Origin of the sequence: Ochrobactrum sp. WV_118_8 (assembly GCF_039631535.1) — a bacterium.
In the GTDB taxonomy this organism is placed as follows: domain Bacteria; phylum Pseudomonadota; class Alphaproteobacteria; order Rhizobiales; family Rhizobiaceae; genus Brucella; species Brucella anthropi.
Window position 1 is genome coordinate 1,039,371 of record NZ_JBDIUZ010000002.1, and the last position, 15,175, is coordinate 1,054,545.

The following is a 15,175-nucleotide window of genomic DNA, read 5'->3' on the forward strand; positions in this document are numbered from 1 at the left end:
TTTTACAGTGAAATAACGATTTCAAATTTATTATTTGAGAGGCCCGGTTTGGGCGCTCTCAAACGATAATTGTTAAGCCGTGCCATAGGCGGAAGACATTTCCGTCTGTGGACCTGGGTCCGTTTGAATGTCGCCCATTACTCCAGCCATAAAACTCTTCAGAATCAACGCTGACTCATTATAATGGGGTCCTGGGAGGGGCTTCATCCTGGACGTGAGATAGCCGGCCTTAATAATCATCTGCTTCAGAATGCGATGGTTTGAGTGAAAATCGCCATTATAGATATTGGAAGACATGGCGTCCTCCTTTCAAATTGCGGGCAAGGGTAATTCGACCCACGTCAGCAGAGCCCGTATTCAATCAATTCACTGACAATTTAGGATGGACTGTTTGTGATTTGATAGCAAGCGAACAATTAAGGTCACTTAGGGGCAGGATACTCGATCTGACACATCCTGAGTGATTTCATCTTCAGAAATCGAGCCCCACATAAAAAGCACCCCGCAGCGGGATCGCGCGGGGCTAGCTGGAAGGTTATCATATGCCTGCATTCAAATTTTATTCAGGGAAACTTGAAAATCAAGAACCTTTTCAATCGCTCTGTTTTTTCTCGGTATCTTCGAGGCGCGCTAAAAGTTCAAAAAAAATATCTTCGTTATTGTTGGAGGATGTCATCATCAATCCGTCTTTCAATGCATCTGCGATTGCTTGTGAGGGAAGATCACGACGCCTCACGCTGGTGGCAAAACGTCTAGCGGTTTGGTAAATGTTTGGTCGTTCTGGCATGCACCCAAAGCTTTCTCATTCTCAGTATAACAAACGTGCGGTGGCTATGTTCCGATGCCGGCAAACCGAATTAAGTTTTCAACAGAAAGCCCGGGACATTCAGGTACATCCCGGGCAGCAGTCGGCAAATGTGGTGCATGTCCTTGCCAGCGTTCTATCCGCTGAGCTTCGTACGCACCCAGCGAATAATTGGAAAGATGCCCTGCCTTAGGGACGAGCTGGGTAGGGCTACGCCATATCCCCGTGTTAAGTGAGTTTCTGGCGCGTGGCGGCTGTCATCGCCTCGTGAGATACTACGCCAGCGAGATTTTTGTTCCACGTCAAGCAAACGGATTATATTCCGTGGGAACAGTTGGCACAGCCTGCGCCGAGCCATTGTTGTTTGCCGCTGGAATTCTCTGAATGTCGTGTCGAGTCTGATATCGCTGATGAGCAAGACGGGCAGCTAGCTCACAGATGTACAATTGGTCTCTCAACCCGCTCTCGTACAACATGATGATGCTCGATGCTAATTCCGACGGAGAATAGTCGCGGTCGCTCTCTTCGAGCATGATTGCTGCATTGCTAAAGCAACTCCGCATAAAATTGACTTCCAATGGGTTATATATGCGGCTCGCTTCGTTAAATAGCGGCATAGTGGCCTCCCTTCAGCTAGTGCCAAAGCAACGCCCCCAAAACAATGAATGCGTCATGAAATTATATGGATGACTCCAACCGAATCAACCCGCAAAGTCCTCGCCGGCCAGAATGTGACCGACGAGGGTAGCGCCTGCCGAAGCGAGCCAAGCCGCTACAGACGCCGCACACCCTACTTGCAGAAAATGTGTTTGTTCCGAAAATTAGGTGAGTACGAAAACTACATCCAGCCATGCAACTTAAATTAGTGAACTAGAAGAATTCTCGCGGAAATTGATCACAATGGTGCTATACTCAAAATCCAACGCATAATTATGTGCGTTCGATCGTTGAAGATCGGATACCATCATGAACAGGCTTGAATGGTTAAAGCCCGCACTCGGCGGAGCATTGATTGGCGCCATTGCGGCAATTGCTATCGGGTTTTCCGTCGGAGGTTGGGTCACGCACGGTACTTCTGAGCGCCTGATTGTATCCAACATGTCCGACGGGGTGGCGCTTGCCCTGACGCCTTACTGTCTTGAAAAATCAAGAAACGACCCGGCCGTTGTGAACATCCTGGCTGAGTTTAAGGCCGCCCCAGCTTACTCTCGCCGTAGCCTTATCGAGAAGTCAGGGTGGGCAACACCGTTGGGTGCAGAGCAACCCAATGCCGCGCTGGCAACAGCGTGCGGCAACGAACTCGCTAAGGCGCTTTAATAGGGCGGGGAAGCTGAATGAGGAGGCTGTAATGAAAAAACAACGTAACCGTAACATTGCATTGGAAACTGTTTCTGTACGTCCGCGGCATGATGAGGACACGACGGCTAGCAGAAGTGATCTCACAAATGCTCGTGAACAGATGAGCTCACCATCAAAGGATTGGACGCAGCTAGCGAACATTCTTCGGCGTTCTTGCGGCGGATTCTCACGTTCCCGCTCGCCGCGCCATTCTTCACCGAGGAGTAAACGCAATGGCTAATGACACCACAGCTCTGGAACGAAAGGTTCTTGCACACGAGCAAATACTTCAGGTTCTCATTGGGCATCTAGCTGAAACTGAACCCAAATTTCTGGATCGACTAAAAGCGGTATTCACGCGCCATCATATTCTTGGCTCCAATGAACAGAACTACGTTAATACAGCGCAGTATGCGGAACAATTCATTCATGAAATTGAGAGGATGCAAGAGTATAAGGCGACGCGTTGATTTTCGTCGGCTCACGATAGTATTCCAAGATTCTTGATCCGCTTATTCCTAAATAAACATCAAATGTTAGCTTGTGATTTATTCCGAAAAGGTGCACGGTATATCATCAACAGCTTTTTGAAACGGGCGCTGTCGTTGGGAGAGAACAATCTCCTGCCCCAAAAATGAAGGGGGACACAGGATGTCTTCCGCTTCACACCTACCCTACTTTGGCCCCGAAGATTTCCCTTCGCTCCGCGATTTCATGCAACGCTCCGGATATTCGTTGGAGGGGTGCGAAAAACCAGAGACCCGCTTGGAAGCCGCCAAACACCTTTGTGAGATATTCAGCGACGGGCGCCATGTTCCTGTGCAAATGCTGGACATGCTTTTGGCAGTTCGCGCCCAACGCTTGTCGCAATCTAATCAAAGAGAACTGGAAACCTGGGAAAATGAAGGCGGCTACACCGCTCCGCAAGTTGCGGCAAAGCCCTCGGTCCTGCGATGGCCACCTCGAAAGAAGCTCCGATTGAGATTGGCTTGATATTATGCGTACCTCAGTATCAGGCGTTGTGTTAAGCGAGCAAAGGGTTGGATTTCGCTCCAAACAGCTCTATCCCGCGATCCGGAATATTGTGCGGATAGAACATAGGGTCCGCGAGCCGTTCAGTGCAAGGTGTTTGGCCAAACACATGCCCTCAACGCATTTACCCTGGTTGAAAACCTACTTGAGCTCCAATGCGGCGAGTTCGCATCGGGACCGAGCGGCCTATTTCGTGAGGGTATGTCGGGGCTGGTATCGTCTCAATGACACGTGATCAATCTGGCGAGGAGAAAATGTCAGCCCACAAATCTGTGGATCGTAAAATGAGTGTTTACTTGATCGCAACTCTCATAATATGCATCGATATTGGATTGATGGCATGGGTGCTGGGTTCCTATATCTATTAAGTTCGAACAGTAGGGTTCTAAAGCGTGTGCTTTCCCACCAGAATGAAGTCTGCACTTCCATGGATGCTGACGTTTCGTACGTCCACACTCAGCAAGCCATCACCTTTTTCCGATGATAACTGAACCAGCTCACCTGAATAAGCCTGCCGGAGCATCTCCATGCTCGCCCACATCGTCCCTGTTGTAAACGTCTTTTCGCCTTCTGTGAGCAGGGAGATGCTGTAGTGAACAGACCCAATATTCTTTCCCTCGCAATACAGATTGCCTGTTGAACTAAAAGTAGAGCTTGACATGATTATATCCTCAAACGGATGTTGCGATATTATGAATAATAATTAATTAGATTAAGAGATAACGAAGCACCCCAAATTATCTGGACTTGGATCGTCGAGATTTACAACTTCCGACCAGCCGCAACTTTCGAAGTTTGAACGAAGTATGAGGCAGCGGCGGGGTATTACGTCTTTTGCGCTGCAGTTTAAGCGGGAGTACGAGAGAAAGCGAGTTCGGCTCGTGTTTAGGGGCTATAGATGAACGTACTGAGTGCGTTTCCAGAGAAGCTTGTCGCCTCGTCTCTCTTGGTGAGGCGACACAGCTATAACTAATGCCGTTTGGTTTTGATCAAGTCATTGGTAGAGGTAGGGAAGCGTCCTGCAACAACTTCAGTTGACGCAACTTTCGCCTTGGACTTGTCTTGCTTTGGTTTTCTTATTTCTCGGTTACTTCTTTTCTGACCGCGGGGCATTTTGAAAACCTCCTGTCTTTCAGGATTAATTATTCCTTGGGTATCGGACCAATCCGTTGATGGTTCAAATCACGGCTGGAGATCCATCCACATTCTCAACTGTATGACGCCGAGAAAACTTCGAAAGTCGTCGCGATTGCGAGCGTCCAGATTGGAACTCTTGAATGAGCAACTTTGCTGCGACTAGGTGAGCGGTTCGGTTTTCTGCGGTATCGTAAAGCCGATAGCCAGCGCGTCGCAATATTTCGCGCATCATTCGAAAGTCGGTAGGTCCAAAGTAGGGCTTGATAATTTTGGAAGACATTTCATCCTCCTTTTATTGGGGCTGGAGTCTGCACTCGCAACCGACAGCGCCCGTTTCAAAAGCTGTCGAGACATGCACCATGCGCCTTATTTTTGAGCAAAGCAAGTGAGGCTGGGATGTGACGGCAGATAGGTTCACCTACTACTTCAAGATTTGCAAAAGAAGCTACTTCATGTCATCAGCAGCGATCCGATAAGAAGTTTGCCGAGCCTGGGCAAAAACTTCGCGGGCAACATTGTAGATCAGTTTCCGAGACGTCGGAGCAGCAAGAAGCGAAAATTCCATTGCTGCGATGACGCCATTTTTCTACAGTACGGTTTTATCGATTAGAAACGGAACCGAGGTCATTCCGTCGTAGCTGACAAAGCCTACGCCGACCTCAAAATCATCGAAACTTCTGCTAGGTCTGGAAATGAAAGGGACCTTATTTTTCTCTTTCTACCGCGCCGCCGCCATCATCATAGCGATCAGCGGACTTTGCCATTGCCTTATGCTTCTGGATGAACTGTTTCAGGGCGATCTGCAGGCGACCTTCATCACGAGTTCCCTCCTGAAACCGGCGTGCAAGATATCGTGCAGCGTCAGTGCGCAAATCCTGCGTGTCGCCAGGTTTACGAGCCTCCCTAAGAAGGCGCGAAATCATAGTAATGTTTCTGGAATTCAAGGCGATGGAAGACATTATGTCCTCCTTTGTTGCGGGTCAGGCACTTGAAGCCCGAATGACAGCACCCGTTTCAATTGCTATCGATGACCACCATGCGCCTTATGTAAGAAGAAAGCAAATAAGGCTGTAATACCAGCGCTGCTAGCTCAGACTGGGCTGCGTGGCTAGCAATGATTCCTTGGCCATTTAAACTGCAGTTTTCAACGGCGGTTCGCGGCCATCCATATTTACAATGCCAATACGTGGAGACCGCTGCGCCGACTATAAATTGTAGACTTGTCCAACTCCTTCGCAATGCGCTTCCGGGGGACTTCGGGGCCGCGAGCGGCCTGTTCGATTACGGATAGGCAGAGCGGGAAAGCAGTCTTCACCCGTAGCCGGACATGGCCGTCGCCGGCTCGGATGTTCTGATCCGTTATTCAGCGTCCCTCGTCGCCCAGCATGTGATCGGCCAGACTGCAACAGTGGCTCGCCTGATAGGCGTTCCGGCCCCGGTTCATGTGCGTCAGATTGAATGCCCGGATGGCCCGCAACGCCCGGCTCGCCGCGAGAAATTTGCCAATTGAGGGAAAGCCACGGACCTTGACGCCAAACATGTCCTCTCCGCGGGGAAAAAAATAGCTGACGTCTTCAGGGGCCACGACACAACGTTCCAGAAAAGCGTCGTCCACCTGGCCGTGATCGCGTGAATGGTCGGTGGTGAAATCGGAAAGATGCACCACGAAAAGCGCACGGATATCGTCGCCATCCGCATAAAGCGAGAAAAACTCCATCCAGCTCGCATTGATGCGGACGAGCGCCTTGCCGGGGGGCGACGGCAGACAGGAAATCGACCAGTAATGCCGCTCGGTCCGGCGCGGGATCAGGATGCAGTCGCGACCGTAGCGCCTAAGAATCTCCAGAACCTCTGGAGCCTGTGGCATGCGCAGCAGCTTCTCGAACCGGGCGGCGTATTTGAAACGCAGTTCGAGGGATTCCAGGCGCTCCTCGGCGTCGCGCAGGATCGTTTTGCCTTCCATCCAATCGCGCTGTTGCTCGAAATCGAGGAACTGGCGAAGACCGGTTCGGCTTTGTTGGCGAGTGGCGTTCATCGGCGATCGAGCAGTCTGGCTACCGCCTCGCGGACAAGGGCGGGGACACGTTCGGCGTCATCCAGATAGGCACTTTCGAGGAGACCGTCCGAAAGCGCGACGAGGAGGGACGCGGTGACGGAAGGAGCCGGATCGCCGTCCTTTGCGAGAAGGCTCTGGAGGCTATCGTGATACCAGACGCGGCGCGCATCGATGGACTGGCGCACGGCGCTGGCCGGATCTGGATATTCGGCTGCCGCGTTGAGAAACGGACATCCCCGCCAAGGGCCCGCAGTCACAGTCTCGCTGATGCGCTCCATGATCGCCGAGATCATTTTCCGGGGCGATTGCTTCGGAAGCGCAGCCACCGCTGCCCGCCCGACCCTATCGATCTCTTGGAGATAGGCGACGACGAGGTCGTCCTTCGATGGAAAGTGATTGTAGAAGGTCGCTTTGGCTACGCCGGCTTCCGCAATGATGCGGTCGATGCCGACAGCATGGATGCCTCCTTCGTAGAAAAGCCGTGTCGCGGTCTCGAGCAAACGACGACGCGCGGAACCCGCTTCGGACTGGGTTTCAGATTTTTTCTGCTTCATCGCTTGACCTTAACAGACAGGTCTGTATAGTGCAACATATAGACAGACCTGTCTGTATAAGAGGAAGCCATGCATGCGAAAGACACAGCCGAAGTCATCCACCGATTCAACCAGGCGTTTGAGGAGCACGATCCCGAGATTTTCGAGGACCTGGTCGCGCCGGATTGCGTCATGGAGTCAATCCAGCCGGCACCGAACGGCACGCGCTACGAAGGCTACGATGTCAACCTGGCGTTCTGGCAGGCCATGGCCGCAGACCGCGTCAACCGCTTCGAGGTCGAAGACACTATCGTCATGGGTGACCGCGCAAACATCCGTTGGCGGTTCCATTTCGGCGACAGCGGCTCGATCCGCGGCGTCACCCTGATACGTGTTCGTGACGGGCGGATCATCGAAGCCCTGGCCTACGCCAAGATGCCTGGTGAGTCGGCGCCGCTGCCGGAATGACGGTCGCATGCGGCCAGTCGCAAAGCACGTGAGAGAGAACCAAGCCGACGATATCCGTTCGAATCGAGCCGTGGTTCATCTGTCTACGCGGAATAGACCCGGCTCCATCGCTCAATGAGGTGAGAAGATGACCAGTGACAGCAAAATTACTCATGAAATTGTGGAACGCTTCCACAACGCATTCGAGCAGCATCACCCCGAAGACCTCGATGACCTCATCGGCGACGGCTGTGTTCTCGAAAATACGGCGCCGGCCCCGGATGGCGCGCGCTACGAAGGACGTGAGACCTGCCTTGCTTTCTGGAAGGGCGTCGCGTCATCCGACAACCTCGTCTTCAAAGCAGAGGAAATCTCCGCGATGGGCGATCGCGGAATCATCCGTTGGCAACTTCGTTGGAGCAACCGGGTAGCGGACCGGGGTCGAGACGTCAATATTATGCGCGTCCGTGACGGAAAGATCGTCGAGGGTCTGGGCTACGTGAAGGGGGGCTGATGTTCTGACCCTGAACCGGCGATCCCCGTTGATCGCTACCCAGGACTGCACGGCGGCGCGCCGCCGCAACAGGGGCGCCAGCCCGAAGGAGAGAAGCGATGATGATCAACAAAGCCGGGTACACCCGAATGAAGCCACAAGCGGGACAGTGCTGTGACGGTCATTCTCGAAGCATTCAGCGCGATTGGCGCGGCTGTTACTTGACCGCACCATTGAGATAGAGATCTTCACCTCGCTGCAGCGGCGTGAAAATGAAGTCGTCTTTTCTGAGAAAGCTGTTGAACCAGCCTAAAAGATCATCTTTGGTCGACGAGTTGCGATATCCGACCAGCTTGACGGTCAGGGGAGCACTAAAGGCTATGTCAAAGGCAGTGGCAAACTGGGTGGCGCCTGAAAGCTGAACCGAAAACATGCCACCACCGTCGTGACGGATGGAAATTTCCGCACGAGCGAAAAACTCATCGCTGTAGGTGGTGATAAGACCTGGGGCTTCCCACCAATCTTCACTCGTCAAAGCGTTTCGAGTTCCTTCGCCTTGGAAGTCGACCCGGATTTCCTGGAGGCTGCGATAGTCATCGTTCTCGAAGCGCTTCAATGGTATTTTGAGCCACTGTGTATCCAGACCCGGGTTCAACCACTGGGAGACGTCATCCTCGGGGTCATTGTCAGGATCGAAGAAGAATTTCGGAGATTTCACGTCTAAATCCAAGACGACGTAGTCATCCAGCTGCTGACCAGGCCAAGATCCACTTGAGGCCCGCAAGGTGATGCGTGGCTCTTCGACTGGAAGGTCGAGCGGATAGCTCTGATAAACAAGCTTAAAATGTCCCATGCGGTTCCCCGGTCTGAAAACTCAATGTGGATTCCTTAAGATAGCGGCTGATGGTTATACTTTACTATGTCACATCTTTCTGCAACAGATCGCTCGCAATTACTGCTTCTGCCGGGAGCAGTCGATGATTATGTGGGACCGGAAAACTTGGTCCGCTTCATCGAGGACTTCGTTGACGACCTCGATCTCAAGGCTGCCGGCTTCGTGCGGGTTGTCAGCTTGAAGTGCTTAGGCCCCTCTCCACCCCATAATGGTCGTTAGCAGTAAGAAAAAGCGGAATGACCGCTTTGGAAAGCTTGAGAATGCTAAGCTAATGTCCGGAATAAGACGCTTCACGGACATACATGGAACAGTTAGCAAACCGACTGATTACAGGCGTACGCGAGACTTTGTCTCAACAGCGGAATAAGACGGCACATTACAGACCGACAACTTTCGACCTTGATTGCAGACCTTCTCCGAACTTCGTCCAACCTCCGAAGCAGCCATCCGTGAAACTATTTAGGTGACTTGGCACATCTCGGAAAATGCGGTCGACGATTGGTCCAGATATCGTTCCAAAAAATTGCCTTACGGCAACCGTACCCCGCGATTGCTATTTAAGTAACGTATTCAGAAGACGTTCAGGCGGGATGGCGGTAATATCCGAAGAGTGATTTAAGCATTTGCCATTCGCCATGCATTGATTACAGCGGAAATTTCGCTTGATTTCCTGACGCGCCAGACATGTATATTATCGACAACAGCAAGTTGGCTAGCAATGTTTTCTTGAAACTTGGTTTGATGTCTCAGGCTACGGATTGCAAAACGGTATTGTTCCCATGGCCAATCTATATTGCCTGCAGGAAGCTCTGGACGAGCCCGTCCGAAGTTTAGCAACGGTCTGATGGCCAAACGGCACGCTCGCACCCATCTGGGTGGGTCTAGCCAGACAAGACTGTCAGCATATGGTATTGCGTAAGGCAATAAACTTGGACCACCCTCCAATATCCATGCGTCACTTTGCAATGCCTGAATCAGTTTGACCTCAATTTGTGATTTTGAACGTTGTTCCCAGTTTTTGATGAGCTTAATGTTGTCAAAGGAGATAATTGGCACATCGGGACGAACTGCCGACAATTTTGCCGCGAGGTAACTTTTTCCCGCGCCATTTGGGCCCGTTACGATCAATCTCTGCAATGTCACGATCCCAGCTATGAGAAGAACAATTAAATGGCGATTGACGACAAACACATACAGAATACATGAATTCGAAAACGCTGTAATTGTCGCTAATTGAATTTATCCATTGCGTCAGACAACAGACGCGGTTGAGTTGTGCGTGCTCGACTGTCTGCGTCCACTATAACTTCTTCAGGGAACCACCTCGCAAACGCGCAGATCAGATTACGCAGTGTCAAGAATTGGACGTAGCTTAAACCCAGAGTGGCCGCTTCACCGACAGGGTTTCCAGCCCCTTCTAGTCACTTAAAACTTGCGAGGATCGTTTCCTTTAAATATATCGCGGTTGATTTCGCATATGGTGAAAGTGCTACGGCTAAATCGATCCTACGAGGCTGGAATGAATAATCGTTACGGAAAACTGGCTTCCTGGGTCTATAATCTGGATAAACCGGTCGGGCGTTCATTCGGCGACGTGGAATATTATCAGCGACGGCTCGCTGGGTCCGAAGGTCCGATCCTCGAACCTGCTGTCGGCAACGGTCGTGTTTATGTGCCGCTGCTTGAGTCCGGGTTTTCGATAGAGGGGTTCGATGCGTCTGACGAGATGCTTGGTTACTGCCAGGACGAATGCAGGAAGAGAAACCTTTACGCAAGCGTGACACGACAGACTTTCGAAGAGTTTTCTTATAGCAAAAGCTTTATTGCCGTCATCATTCCGGCGGGGTCGTTTCAGCTGGTCACGGATCTGACATCGGCGACCGGCGTGCTAAGGCGCTTCTATGATTGCCTGGTCCCAGGGGCAAAATTAATCATAGATCTCGATCCCATAGGCGGTTTTCTTGGGCCGACCGGTTCGGTCCGAAGTTGGAAAACCCAGGACGGAGATCTGCTAACACTCACAGATCATCGGGTTGAAACCGACTATATCGCGCAAACCACACTGACCCATCTGCGCTATGAACTCTGGCGAGATGGAAATCTTGTGAAATCCGAACTCGATTTGTTTAAGTTGCGGTGGTGGGGAGTCGAAGAGTTCTTGATGGCGCTGCAGCGCACGGGCTTTGTCGATATAGTGGTGTCAGGCAACTACCAGCATGGAAGAGCACCGCATAGGGACGACGAGATTATCAGTTTTGAGGCGCTGCGTCCCAATTAGATCGAAGTGGGTTTTTCAGCTGCCCTGGAACGTCATTATATGCAATGCGCTTTCAAGTCTGCCGCGGCCACCGACCAGTTAAAGGTCCGCTTACGAAGACTCGAACCCTAAACCCGCTCATCCGCTTCCCACCCCATCATGTTAGTTAGCAGCAAAAAAGCGGAACGACCGGCTCTGGAACGCGTGAGAATGCTACGCTAATGTCTGGAAAAAAGCGCAAAGCGGACGCACAACATATTCTCCACAAACAGGGCGGTGAGTATCAGGGGCGACTTCTATTACTCATTAATATCTGATATAGTGAGCGATAGAAATGGATGTTATCGCTCATGCCCTGGAACTGGACACAGCCTGATTGGCCGCATTTTCGCTATGACGCGTCTGCACTCGCGGCACTGGAACAGCGATTTCTGCTCTCCTCCGGCGAAGTCATCGGCGCTGTGCGTCACATCGATCCCGACGACCGCGACCGGTTGCGCATCGAACTCTTGAGCGACGAAGCGATCAAGACGAGCGCGATCGAAGGCGAAACATTGGACCGCTTGAGCGTCCAGTCATCACTGCGGCGACAACTCGGCCTGGACACGGACCGGCGTTCGGTGCAACCGCGTGAACACGGGATCGCGGAAATGACGGTCGACGTTTATGGCACCTATGCCCTGCCGCTTGATGACGCCACTCTGTTTCGGTGGCATACGATGTTGATGACAGGCAGTCGGCATCTGGAAAGTATAGGTGCTTATCGCAGCCATTCCGACGCTATGCAGATCGTCTCTGGCCAGTTGGACCGTCCGACGATTCATTTCGAGGCGCCGCCATCAGCGCAGGTACCAGAGGAAATGCATCAGTTCATATCGTGGTTCAACGCAAGTGCTCTGACAGGCAGTACGCCCCTCCCCGCGCTTACCCGCGCCGGGCTCAGCCATTTGTGGTTCGAAAGCATTCACCCGTTCGAAGACGGCAATGGACGACTTGGTCGCGCACTGGCCGAGAAAGCGCTCGGCCAATCGCTGGGGCAACCGAGCCTGATCATGCTCAGTTTCACCATCGAACAGCAACGGAAGGCTTATTACGATCAGTTGGAAACCCATCAGCGGACCCTCGACGTCACCGAATGGTTGGTATGGTTTTCCCAAACCGTGCTGACTGCTCAACAAACTACGCTGGATCGCGTCGGCTTTTACATCGCCAAGGCACATTTCTACGACCGGTTCAGGGGAGCGTTCAATCCCCGACAGGAGAAAGTCATTGCGCGTCTGTTCGAAGCGGGACCGGATGGCTTTATCGGTGGCCTCAGTGCCGAGAACTATCTGGCCATAACAAAGACCTCACGCGCTACCGCCACCCGCGATTTGCAGGATCTGGTCGACAAGGGCGCGTTGATACGCAGCGGTCAGCTTCGATTCACCCGATACGCACTGAACTGGCGAGCACCTCATTGACGACAAGATACTGGAAACGGTGTTGCCAAGCTGTTTGTGATTGGTTGCACGGGCGCGCGGCGGTTGCCTTTTCAAGCCGTCATTTCTGCGGCGTAGTCGGACCAAAGGCAGAAGGCATCTGCCCTGGCGTGTCGCCAGGAGTGGGATGGGAGGTGGTAGCTGCGGGGACGAAAGACGGTATTTATCTGATCGTGGGCTGACAGGAAGCGCTGTGCTTGGCGGGGCGATTTGAACCGCCCCATGATCTTCTCTATCTTCCTGGTGGATCAGTTGCAAAAATTTCGGTGAGGCAAAGCGTGGCGAACCGTTGGACGCAACTATGCTGCAAGCGCTGTGAATTGTTGTTTGAGTGAAAGCGGTGCGGTTGATCCGAAATTGCCTTGCAGCTTTCGCATCATATGAACGAGCATGACACCGGCGAGCGTGATGCTGGCAGCGGCTTCAGCCTTGAAGCCGAGCATGGATCGTATCCGTCGTTTGACACGGCGATGATCCTGCTCGATGGTGTTGTTCATGTATTTGCTCGAGCAGATGGTGATGAGCTTGCCACCATGTCGCAACCGGTTCTCTGCATCACATTGCATGATGGCCATCCGATTGGTCTGGCTGCCGTCAATTGTGATCTTCTCTGGCCTGCCATGTTGGGCCAGCCCCTTGCGGATAAAGCGTTTGCCAGCTTTCAGGTCGCGATTTCTGCTGAACATAAACCCGACTGTATCGCCGTTGCTGTCGATGGCTCGGTACGGATAAAGCCCCTCACCTTTGACCTTCACATAGGTCTCATCCAGATTCCATTTGCGTGTGACTGGACGCTTCCTTCGATGGAAACACTCAAGCAGCATGGGGCTGAAATGCAGAACCCAGCGGTGCACCGTGGAATGGTCCACCGCGATGCTGCGCCCGGCCATCATTTCTTTCAGATTGCGAAGGCTCAGATTGTAAGTCAGGTACCATCGAATACACAAAAGGATGACGGACTTATCGAAATGGCGGCCTTTGAACATCGAACAATCCAGCTTTTTAGAAGCTGGAAACCCTATATCAATTCCCATTGACGAAACATTTGCAACAGATTCGCCTATTCGCCAAAGACCGCTCATCTTCCCAGCCCAGATTGCCTCATTGTAAATTTCCCTCTTGGGCTTGTGTTTGACGGTCGATGTCTCGACCAACTGGTCTTGTGAGGGTAGTGGTTTGCTCACGACGTGCCTGCGCAGCGATTTGGCATATGGAGTAAAACTTGATAAGAACCGCCGTTGCCGGTTTTAATCTCCCAGGGCTCCGCCGGCAGATTGCCCGCGAAGGACTCCACGTGGAATCCTTTATCCTTTAAGATGAATTTGATGAGCACACATCGACTTCACGTTCCTGAGGAGCATAACGGCGGTTCCGGCAACGGTATCAAAACCGTTTCCTCGATTAACTGCTCGATGATATAGAGCGCTTCGCCATCGGCAACAATCAATTCGACATTTCGTTGGTTGAGGCTTTTCTCGAGCAAGTTTAGGCTCTGCTCCAATCACCAACGGACAACGCCGCCGGGTGCACGCAATTTTGGATTGGTTTCATGTACGAAAAGGGCCGTGACCGTGCCCCCCCAGCTTCGACGCGGCATGAAGGGCAGGATTGTCAGCACGGCGCAGATCGTTGCGCAACCAGACAAGCGCTTTCGCGGTCATTCAATGATCCTTGGTTTATGTGTTGGAGAACGTATTTTCGGACGCGCAGATGCCACTATATTCATGTCGAGCGCCTTGATCTTCCCTTGCCTTTTCGCGGCCCGAGAAAAAATGCATTGACGCGATGTTGCAGGGCGCGGAATTTTTCACCGCGCGATTTCAGCATGTGCTCTTCAAGCGGGGGAATGCCGGAGACATGCACCAGCAACCAGTACATCTGGATCGGAGCAAGCAGCGACAGCCAGCTCCATGACGATGCGGTGATTGCCATCAGCGGCCACGCACACCAGAACAGCCATTCAAAGAAGTAGTTTGGATGTCTGGAATAGGCCCAAACGCCGGTTTCACAAATTTCAGTTTTGGCTTCCGAGGTTTTGCGAAACTGCGAAAGCTGCGCGTCAGATAGCGCTTCCCCCGTCAGTGCTATGGCGACGATTGCGATCCCGACCATATCCCAGAAATATGGAAAACCGGGGCGACTTACAGCTGCGATGTAGACTACCAGAACGAGTATGAAGGCTGCGAGAGCCTGTATCTGCAAAAACCAGAAGAGGCGAACGGATGCGTTTTCGCCCCATTCTTTTATCAGCCTTGCATAACGGGGGTCTTCACCATGGCCCATGCTGCGCTTGGCGATGTGAAAGCCAAGGCGAAGAGACCACGCCAGAATGAGGATCAGTATCACTGAACGCCGTTGCCAGGTCGCATCTGCAAGCATGACGGCTATGATTGAGCCCGCCCCAACCGAAAACGACCAGATGGCATCGATCCAGCCGTTTTTGCCGGTCTTTCGTTCAAGCGCCCAGGCAAATGCCATGATGGCAGACAGGCTGATGGCAACAATTAAAAGCAGACCGGGTTGCATGGCGGACCTTTAATGGGGAGTTTGCTTTTCCTTATGCAATACGTTCTTTTTGACTGGTTGGTTTCTTAAGCGGCGCAAAAAATTAAAAAAGTTTGGTCGCCGACTGAACCAAACTTCTTCTCAAAACGTAAAACGATGAAAATGCGGCACACACGCAGCTCAACCCGCGGTGAAG

The 15,175-nt window shown here is 52.2% G+C and carries 19 protein-coding genes and 1 pseudogene; 8 read left to right on the forward strand and 12 right to left on the reverse strand.

All coding sequences use genetic code 11. The features are described from left to right. Nucleotides 1-72 precede the first annotated feature (72 nt). The gene (locus tag ABDF71_RS18875) at nt 73-297 is read right to left on the reverse strand and encodes a hypothetical protein (RefSeq protein ID WP_029928432.1); all 225 of its coding nucleotides are present in this window, start codon (nt 295-297) and stop codon (nt 73-75) included. A 295-nt stretch (nt 298-592) separates the two neighbouring features. Further along, nucleotides 593-787 carry a hypothetical protein gene (locus ABDF71_RS18880; protein ID WP_143851094.1) on the reverse strand — a complete coding sequence of 65 codons (195 nt, stop codon included), beginning with the start codon at nt 785-787 and terminating at the stop codon, nt 593-595. Between the two features lie 984 nt (nt 788-1,771). Here ABDF71_RS18880 and ABDF71_RS18885 point away from each other — a divergent pair. The 3 genes from ABDF71_RS18885 (at nt 1,772) to ABDF71_RS18895 (ending at nt 3,136) form a co-directional block, all read left to right on the forward strand. After that, nucleotides 1,772-2,122: a hypothetical protein gene (locus tag ABDF71_RS18885; RefSeq protein ID WP_029928436.1), complete on the forward strand. Its 351-nt coding sequence runs from the start codon at nt 1,772-1,774 to the stop codon at nt 2,120-2,122. A 254-nt stretch (nt 2,123-2,376) separates the two neighbouring features. Further along, nucleotides 2,377-2,613, forward strand: coding sequence for a hypothetical protein (locus ABDF71_RS18890; RefSeq protein WP_051686661.1), 237 nt, complete (start codon nt 2,377-2,379; stop codon nt 2,611-2,613). 181 nt (nt 2,614-2,794) lie between these two features. Beyond that, nucleotides 2,795-3,136 carry a hypothetical protein gene (locus ABDF71_RS18895; RefSeq protein ID WP_143851093.1) on the forward strand — a complete coding sequence of 114 codons (342 nt, stop codon included), beginning with the start codon at nt 2,795-2,797 and terminating at the stop codon, nt 3,134-3,136. Between the two features lie 424 nt (nt 3,137-3,560). Here the strand turns inward: ABDF71_RS18895 and ABDF71_RS18900 are convergent, their stop codons facing one another. From ABDF71_RS18900 to ABDF71_RS18915, 4 genes are all read right to left on the reverse strand, one after another. Beyond that, complete coding sequence (locus ABDF71_RS18900; protein WP_029928442.1) at nt 3,561-3,836, reverse strand: hypothetical protein; 276 nt, start codon at nt 3,834-3,836, stop codon at nt 3,561-3,563. 1,180 nt (nt 3,837-5,016) lie between these two features. Beyond that, the gene (locus ABDF71_RS18905; protein WP_029928444.1) at nt 5,017-5,271 is read right to left on the reverse strand and encodes a hypothetical protein; all 255 of its coding nucleotides are present in this window, start codon (nt 5,269-5,271) and stop codon (nt 5,017-5,019) included. A 404-nt stretch (nt 5,272-5,675) separates the two neighbouring features. Then, a complete protein-coding gene (locus ABDF71_RS18910; protein ID WP_258125150.1) occupies nt 5,676-6,347 on the reverse strand; it encodes a hypothetical protein in 672 nt (223 codons plus the stop codon). Continuing rightward, nucleotides 6,344-6,922, reverse strand: a complete 579-nt coding sequence (locus tag ABDF71_RS18915) for a TetR/AcrR family transcriptional regulator (protein ID WP_029928448.1) — start codon at nt 6,920-6,922, stop codon at nt 6,344-6,346. Before ABDF71_RS18915 ends, ABDF71_RS18910 begins: the two co-directional genes overlap by 4 nt. 69 nt (nt 6,923-6,991) lie before the next feature. Between ABDF71_RS18915 and ABDF71_RS18920 the strand changes: the two genes are divergently transcribed. Continuing rightward, nucleotides 6,992-7,369, forward strand: coding sequence for a nuclear transport factor 2 family protein (locus ABDF71_RS18920; protein WP_010660320.1), 378 nt, complete (start codon nt 6,992-6,994; stop codon nt 7,367-7,369). 127 nt (nt 7,370-7,496) lie between these two features. Continuing rightward, the gene (locus tag ABDF71_RS18925) at nt 7,497-7,862 is read left to right on the forward strand and encodes a nuclear transport factor 2 family protein (RefSeq protein ID WP_094515228.1); all 366 of its coding nucleotides are present in this window, start codon (nt 7,497-7,499) and stop codon (nt 7,860-7,862) included. 196 nt (nt 7,863-8,058) lie between these two features. On the opposite strand, the gene ABDF71_RS18930 is transcribed toward ABDF71_RS18925, so the two are convergent. After that, complete coding sequence (locus tag ABDF71_RS18930; RefSeq protein ID WP_167387132.1) at nt 8,059-8,694, reverse strand: hypothetical protein; 636 nt, start codon at nt 8,692-8,694, stop codon at nt 8,059-8,061. Nucleotides 8,695-8,760: 66 nt separating this feature from the next. On the opposite strand from ABDF71_RS18930, the gene ABDF71_RS18935 reads away from it, so the two are divergent. Beyond that, on the forward strand, nt 8,761-8,955 hold the full coding sequence (locus tag ABDF71_RS18935) for a hypothetical protein (protein WP_081861797.1): 195 nt from the start codon (nt 8,761-8,763) through the stop codon (nt 8,953-8,955). A 396-nt stretch (nt 8,956-9,351) separates the two neighbouring features. Here ABDF71_RS18935 and ABDF71_RS18940 read toward each other — a convergent pair whose 3' ends face one another. Then, nucleotides 9,352-9,873, reverse strand: coding sequence for a P-loop NTPase family protein (locus ABDF71_RS18940; RefSeq protein ID WP_081861802.1), 522 nt, complete (start codon nt 9,871-9,873; stop codon nt 9,352-9,354). Between the two features lie 382 nt (nt 9,874-10,255). On the opposite strand from ABDF71_RS18940, the gene ABDF71_RS18945 reads away from it, so the two are divergent. Then, nucleotides 10,256-11,014: a methyltransferase domain-containing protein gene (locus tag ABDF71_RS18945; RefSeq protein WP_029928454.1), complete on the forward strand. Its 759-nt coding sequence runs from the start codon at nt 10,256-10,258 to the stop codon at nt 11,012-11,014. 329 nt (nt 11,015-11,343) lie between these two features. Then, the gene (locus tag ABDF71_RS18950; protein ID WP_029928456.1) at nt 11,344-12,456 is read left to right on the forward strand and encodes a Fic family protein; all 1,113 of its coding nucleotides are present in this window, start codon (nt 11,344-11,346) and stop codon (nt 12,454-12,456) included. A gap of 71 nt (nt 12,457-12,527) precedes the next feature. On the opposite strand, the pseudogene ABDF71_RS18955 reads toward ABDF71_RS18950, so the two are convergent. From ABDF71_RS18955 to ABDF71_RS18970, 4 genes and pseudogenes are all read right to left on the reverse strand, one after another. Further along, a pseudogene (locus ABDF71_RS18955) lies at nt 12,528-12,719 on the reverse strand (IS6 family transposase); the annotation flags it as partial. Between the two features lie 54 nt (nt 12,720-12,773). Beyond that, complete coding sequence (locus ABDF71_RS18960) at nt 12,774-13,460, reverse strand: IS6 family transposase (RefSeq protein WP_094515271.1); 687 nt, start codon at nt 13,458-13,460, stop codon at nt 12,774-12,776. Nucleotides 13,461-14,021: 561 nt separating this feature from the next. Continuing rightward, on the reverse strand, nt 14,022-14,135 hold the full coding sequence (locus ABDF71_RS18965) for a deoxyribodipyrimidine photo-lyase (protein WP_235819964.1): 114 nt from the start codon (nt 14,133-14,135) through the stop codon (nt 14,022-14,024). A 61-nt stretch (nt 14,136-14,196) separates the two neighbouring features. Beyond that, the gene (locus ABDF71_RS18970) at nt 14,197-15,000 is read right to left on the reverse strand and encodes a DUF1295 domain-containing protein (RefSeq protein WP_029928457.1); all 804 of its coding nucleotides are present in this window, start codon (nt 14,998-15,000) and stop codon (nt 14,197-14,199) included. Between the last annotated feature and the right edge of the window lie 175 nt (nt 15,001-15,175).

What these genes read in the sequence shown, in the direction of transcription:
- ABDF71_RS18920 (WP_010660320.1), top strand. Translation starts at nt 6,992, where the DNA reads ATGCATGCGAAAGACACAGCCGAAGTCATCCACCGATTCAACCAGGCG.
- ABDF71_RS18925 (WP_094515228.1), top strand. Translation starts at nt 7,497, where the DNA reads ATGACCAGTGACAGCAAAATTACTCATGAAATTGTGGAACGCTTCCAC.
- ABDF71_RS18905 (WP_029928444.1), bottom strand. Translation starts at nt 5,271, where the DNA reads ATGTCTTCCATCGCCTTGAATTCCAGAAACATTACTATGATTTCGCGC.
- ABDF71_RS18910 (WP_258125150.1), bottom strand. Translation starts at nt 6,347, where the DNA reads ATGAACGCCACTCGCCAACAAAGCCGAACCGGTCTTCGCCAGTTCCTC.
- ABDF71_RS18875 (WP_029928432.1), bottom strand. Translation starts at nt 297, where the DNA reads ATGTCTTCCAATATCTATAATGGCGATTTTCACTCAAACCATCGCATT.
- ABDF71_RS18935 (WP_081861797.1), top strand. Translation starts at nt 8,761, where the DNA reads ATGTCACATCTTTCTGCAACAGATCGCTCGCAATTACTGCTTCTGCCG.
- ABDF71_RS18880 (WP_143851094.1), bottom strand. Translation starts at nt 787, where the DNA reads ATGCCAGAACGACCAAACATTTACCAAACCGCTAGACGTTTTGCCACC.
- ABDF71_RS18885 (WP_029928436.1), top strand. Translation starts at nt 1,772, where the DNA reads ATGAACAGGCTTGAATGGTTAAAGCCCGCACTCGGCGGAGCATTGATT.
- ABDF71_RS18930 (WP_167387132.1), bottom strand. Translation starts at nt 8,694, where the DNA reads ATGGGACATTTTAAGCTTGTTTATCAGAGCTATCCGCTCGACCTTCCA.
- ABDF71_RS18960 (WP_094515271.1), bottom strand. Translation starts at nt 13,460, where the DNA reads ATGTTCAAAGGCCGCCATTTCGATAAGTCCGTCATCCTTTTGTGTATT.
- ABDF71_RS18945 (WP_029928454.1), top strand. Translation starts at nt 10,256, where the DNA reads ATGAATAATCGTTACGGAAAACTGGCTTCCTGGGTCTATAATCTGGAT.
- ABDF71_RS18915 (WP_029928448.1), bottom strand. Translation starts at nt 6,922, where the DNA reads ATGAAGCAGAAAAAATCTGAAACCCAGTCCGAAGCGGGTTCCGCGCGT.
- ABDF71_RS18970 (WP_029928457.1), bottom strand. Translation starts at nt 15,000, where the DNA reads ATGCAACCCGGTCTGCTTTTAATTGTTGCCATCAGCCTGTCTGCCATC.
- ABDF71_RS18890 (WP_051686661.1), top strand. Translation starts at nt 2,377, where the DNA reads ATGGCTAATGACACCACAGCTCTGGAACGAAAGGTTCTTGCACACGAG.
- ABDF71_RS18965 (WP_235819964.1), bottom strand. Translation starts at nt 14,135, where the DNA reads ATGACCGCGAAAGCGCTTGTCTGGTTGCGCAACGATCTGCGCCGTGCT.
- ABDF71_RS18950 (WP_029928456.1), top strand. Translation starts at nt 11,344, where the DNA reads ATGCCCTGGAACTGGACACAGCCTGATTGGCCGCATTTTCGCTATGAC.
- ABDF71_RS18895 (WP_143851093.1), top strand. Translation starts at nt 2,795, where the DNA reads ATGTCTTCCGCTTCACACCTACCCTACTTTGGCCCCGAAGATTTCCCT.
- ABDF71_RS18900 (WP_029928442.1), bottom strand. Translation starts at nt 3,836, where the DNA reads ATGTCAAGCTCTACTTTTAGTTCAACAGGCAATCTGTATTGCGAGGGA.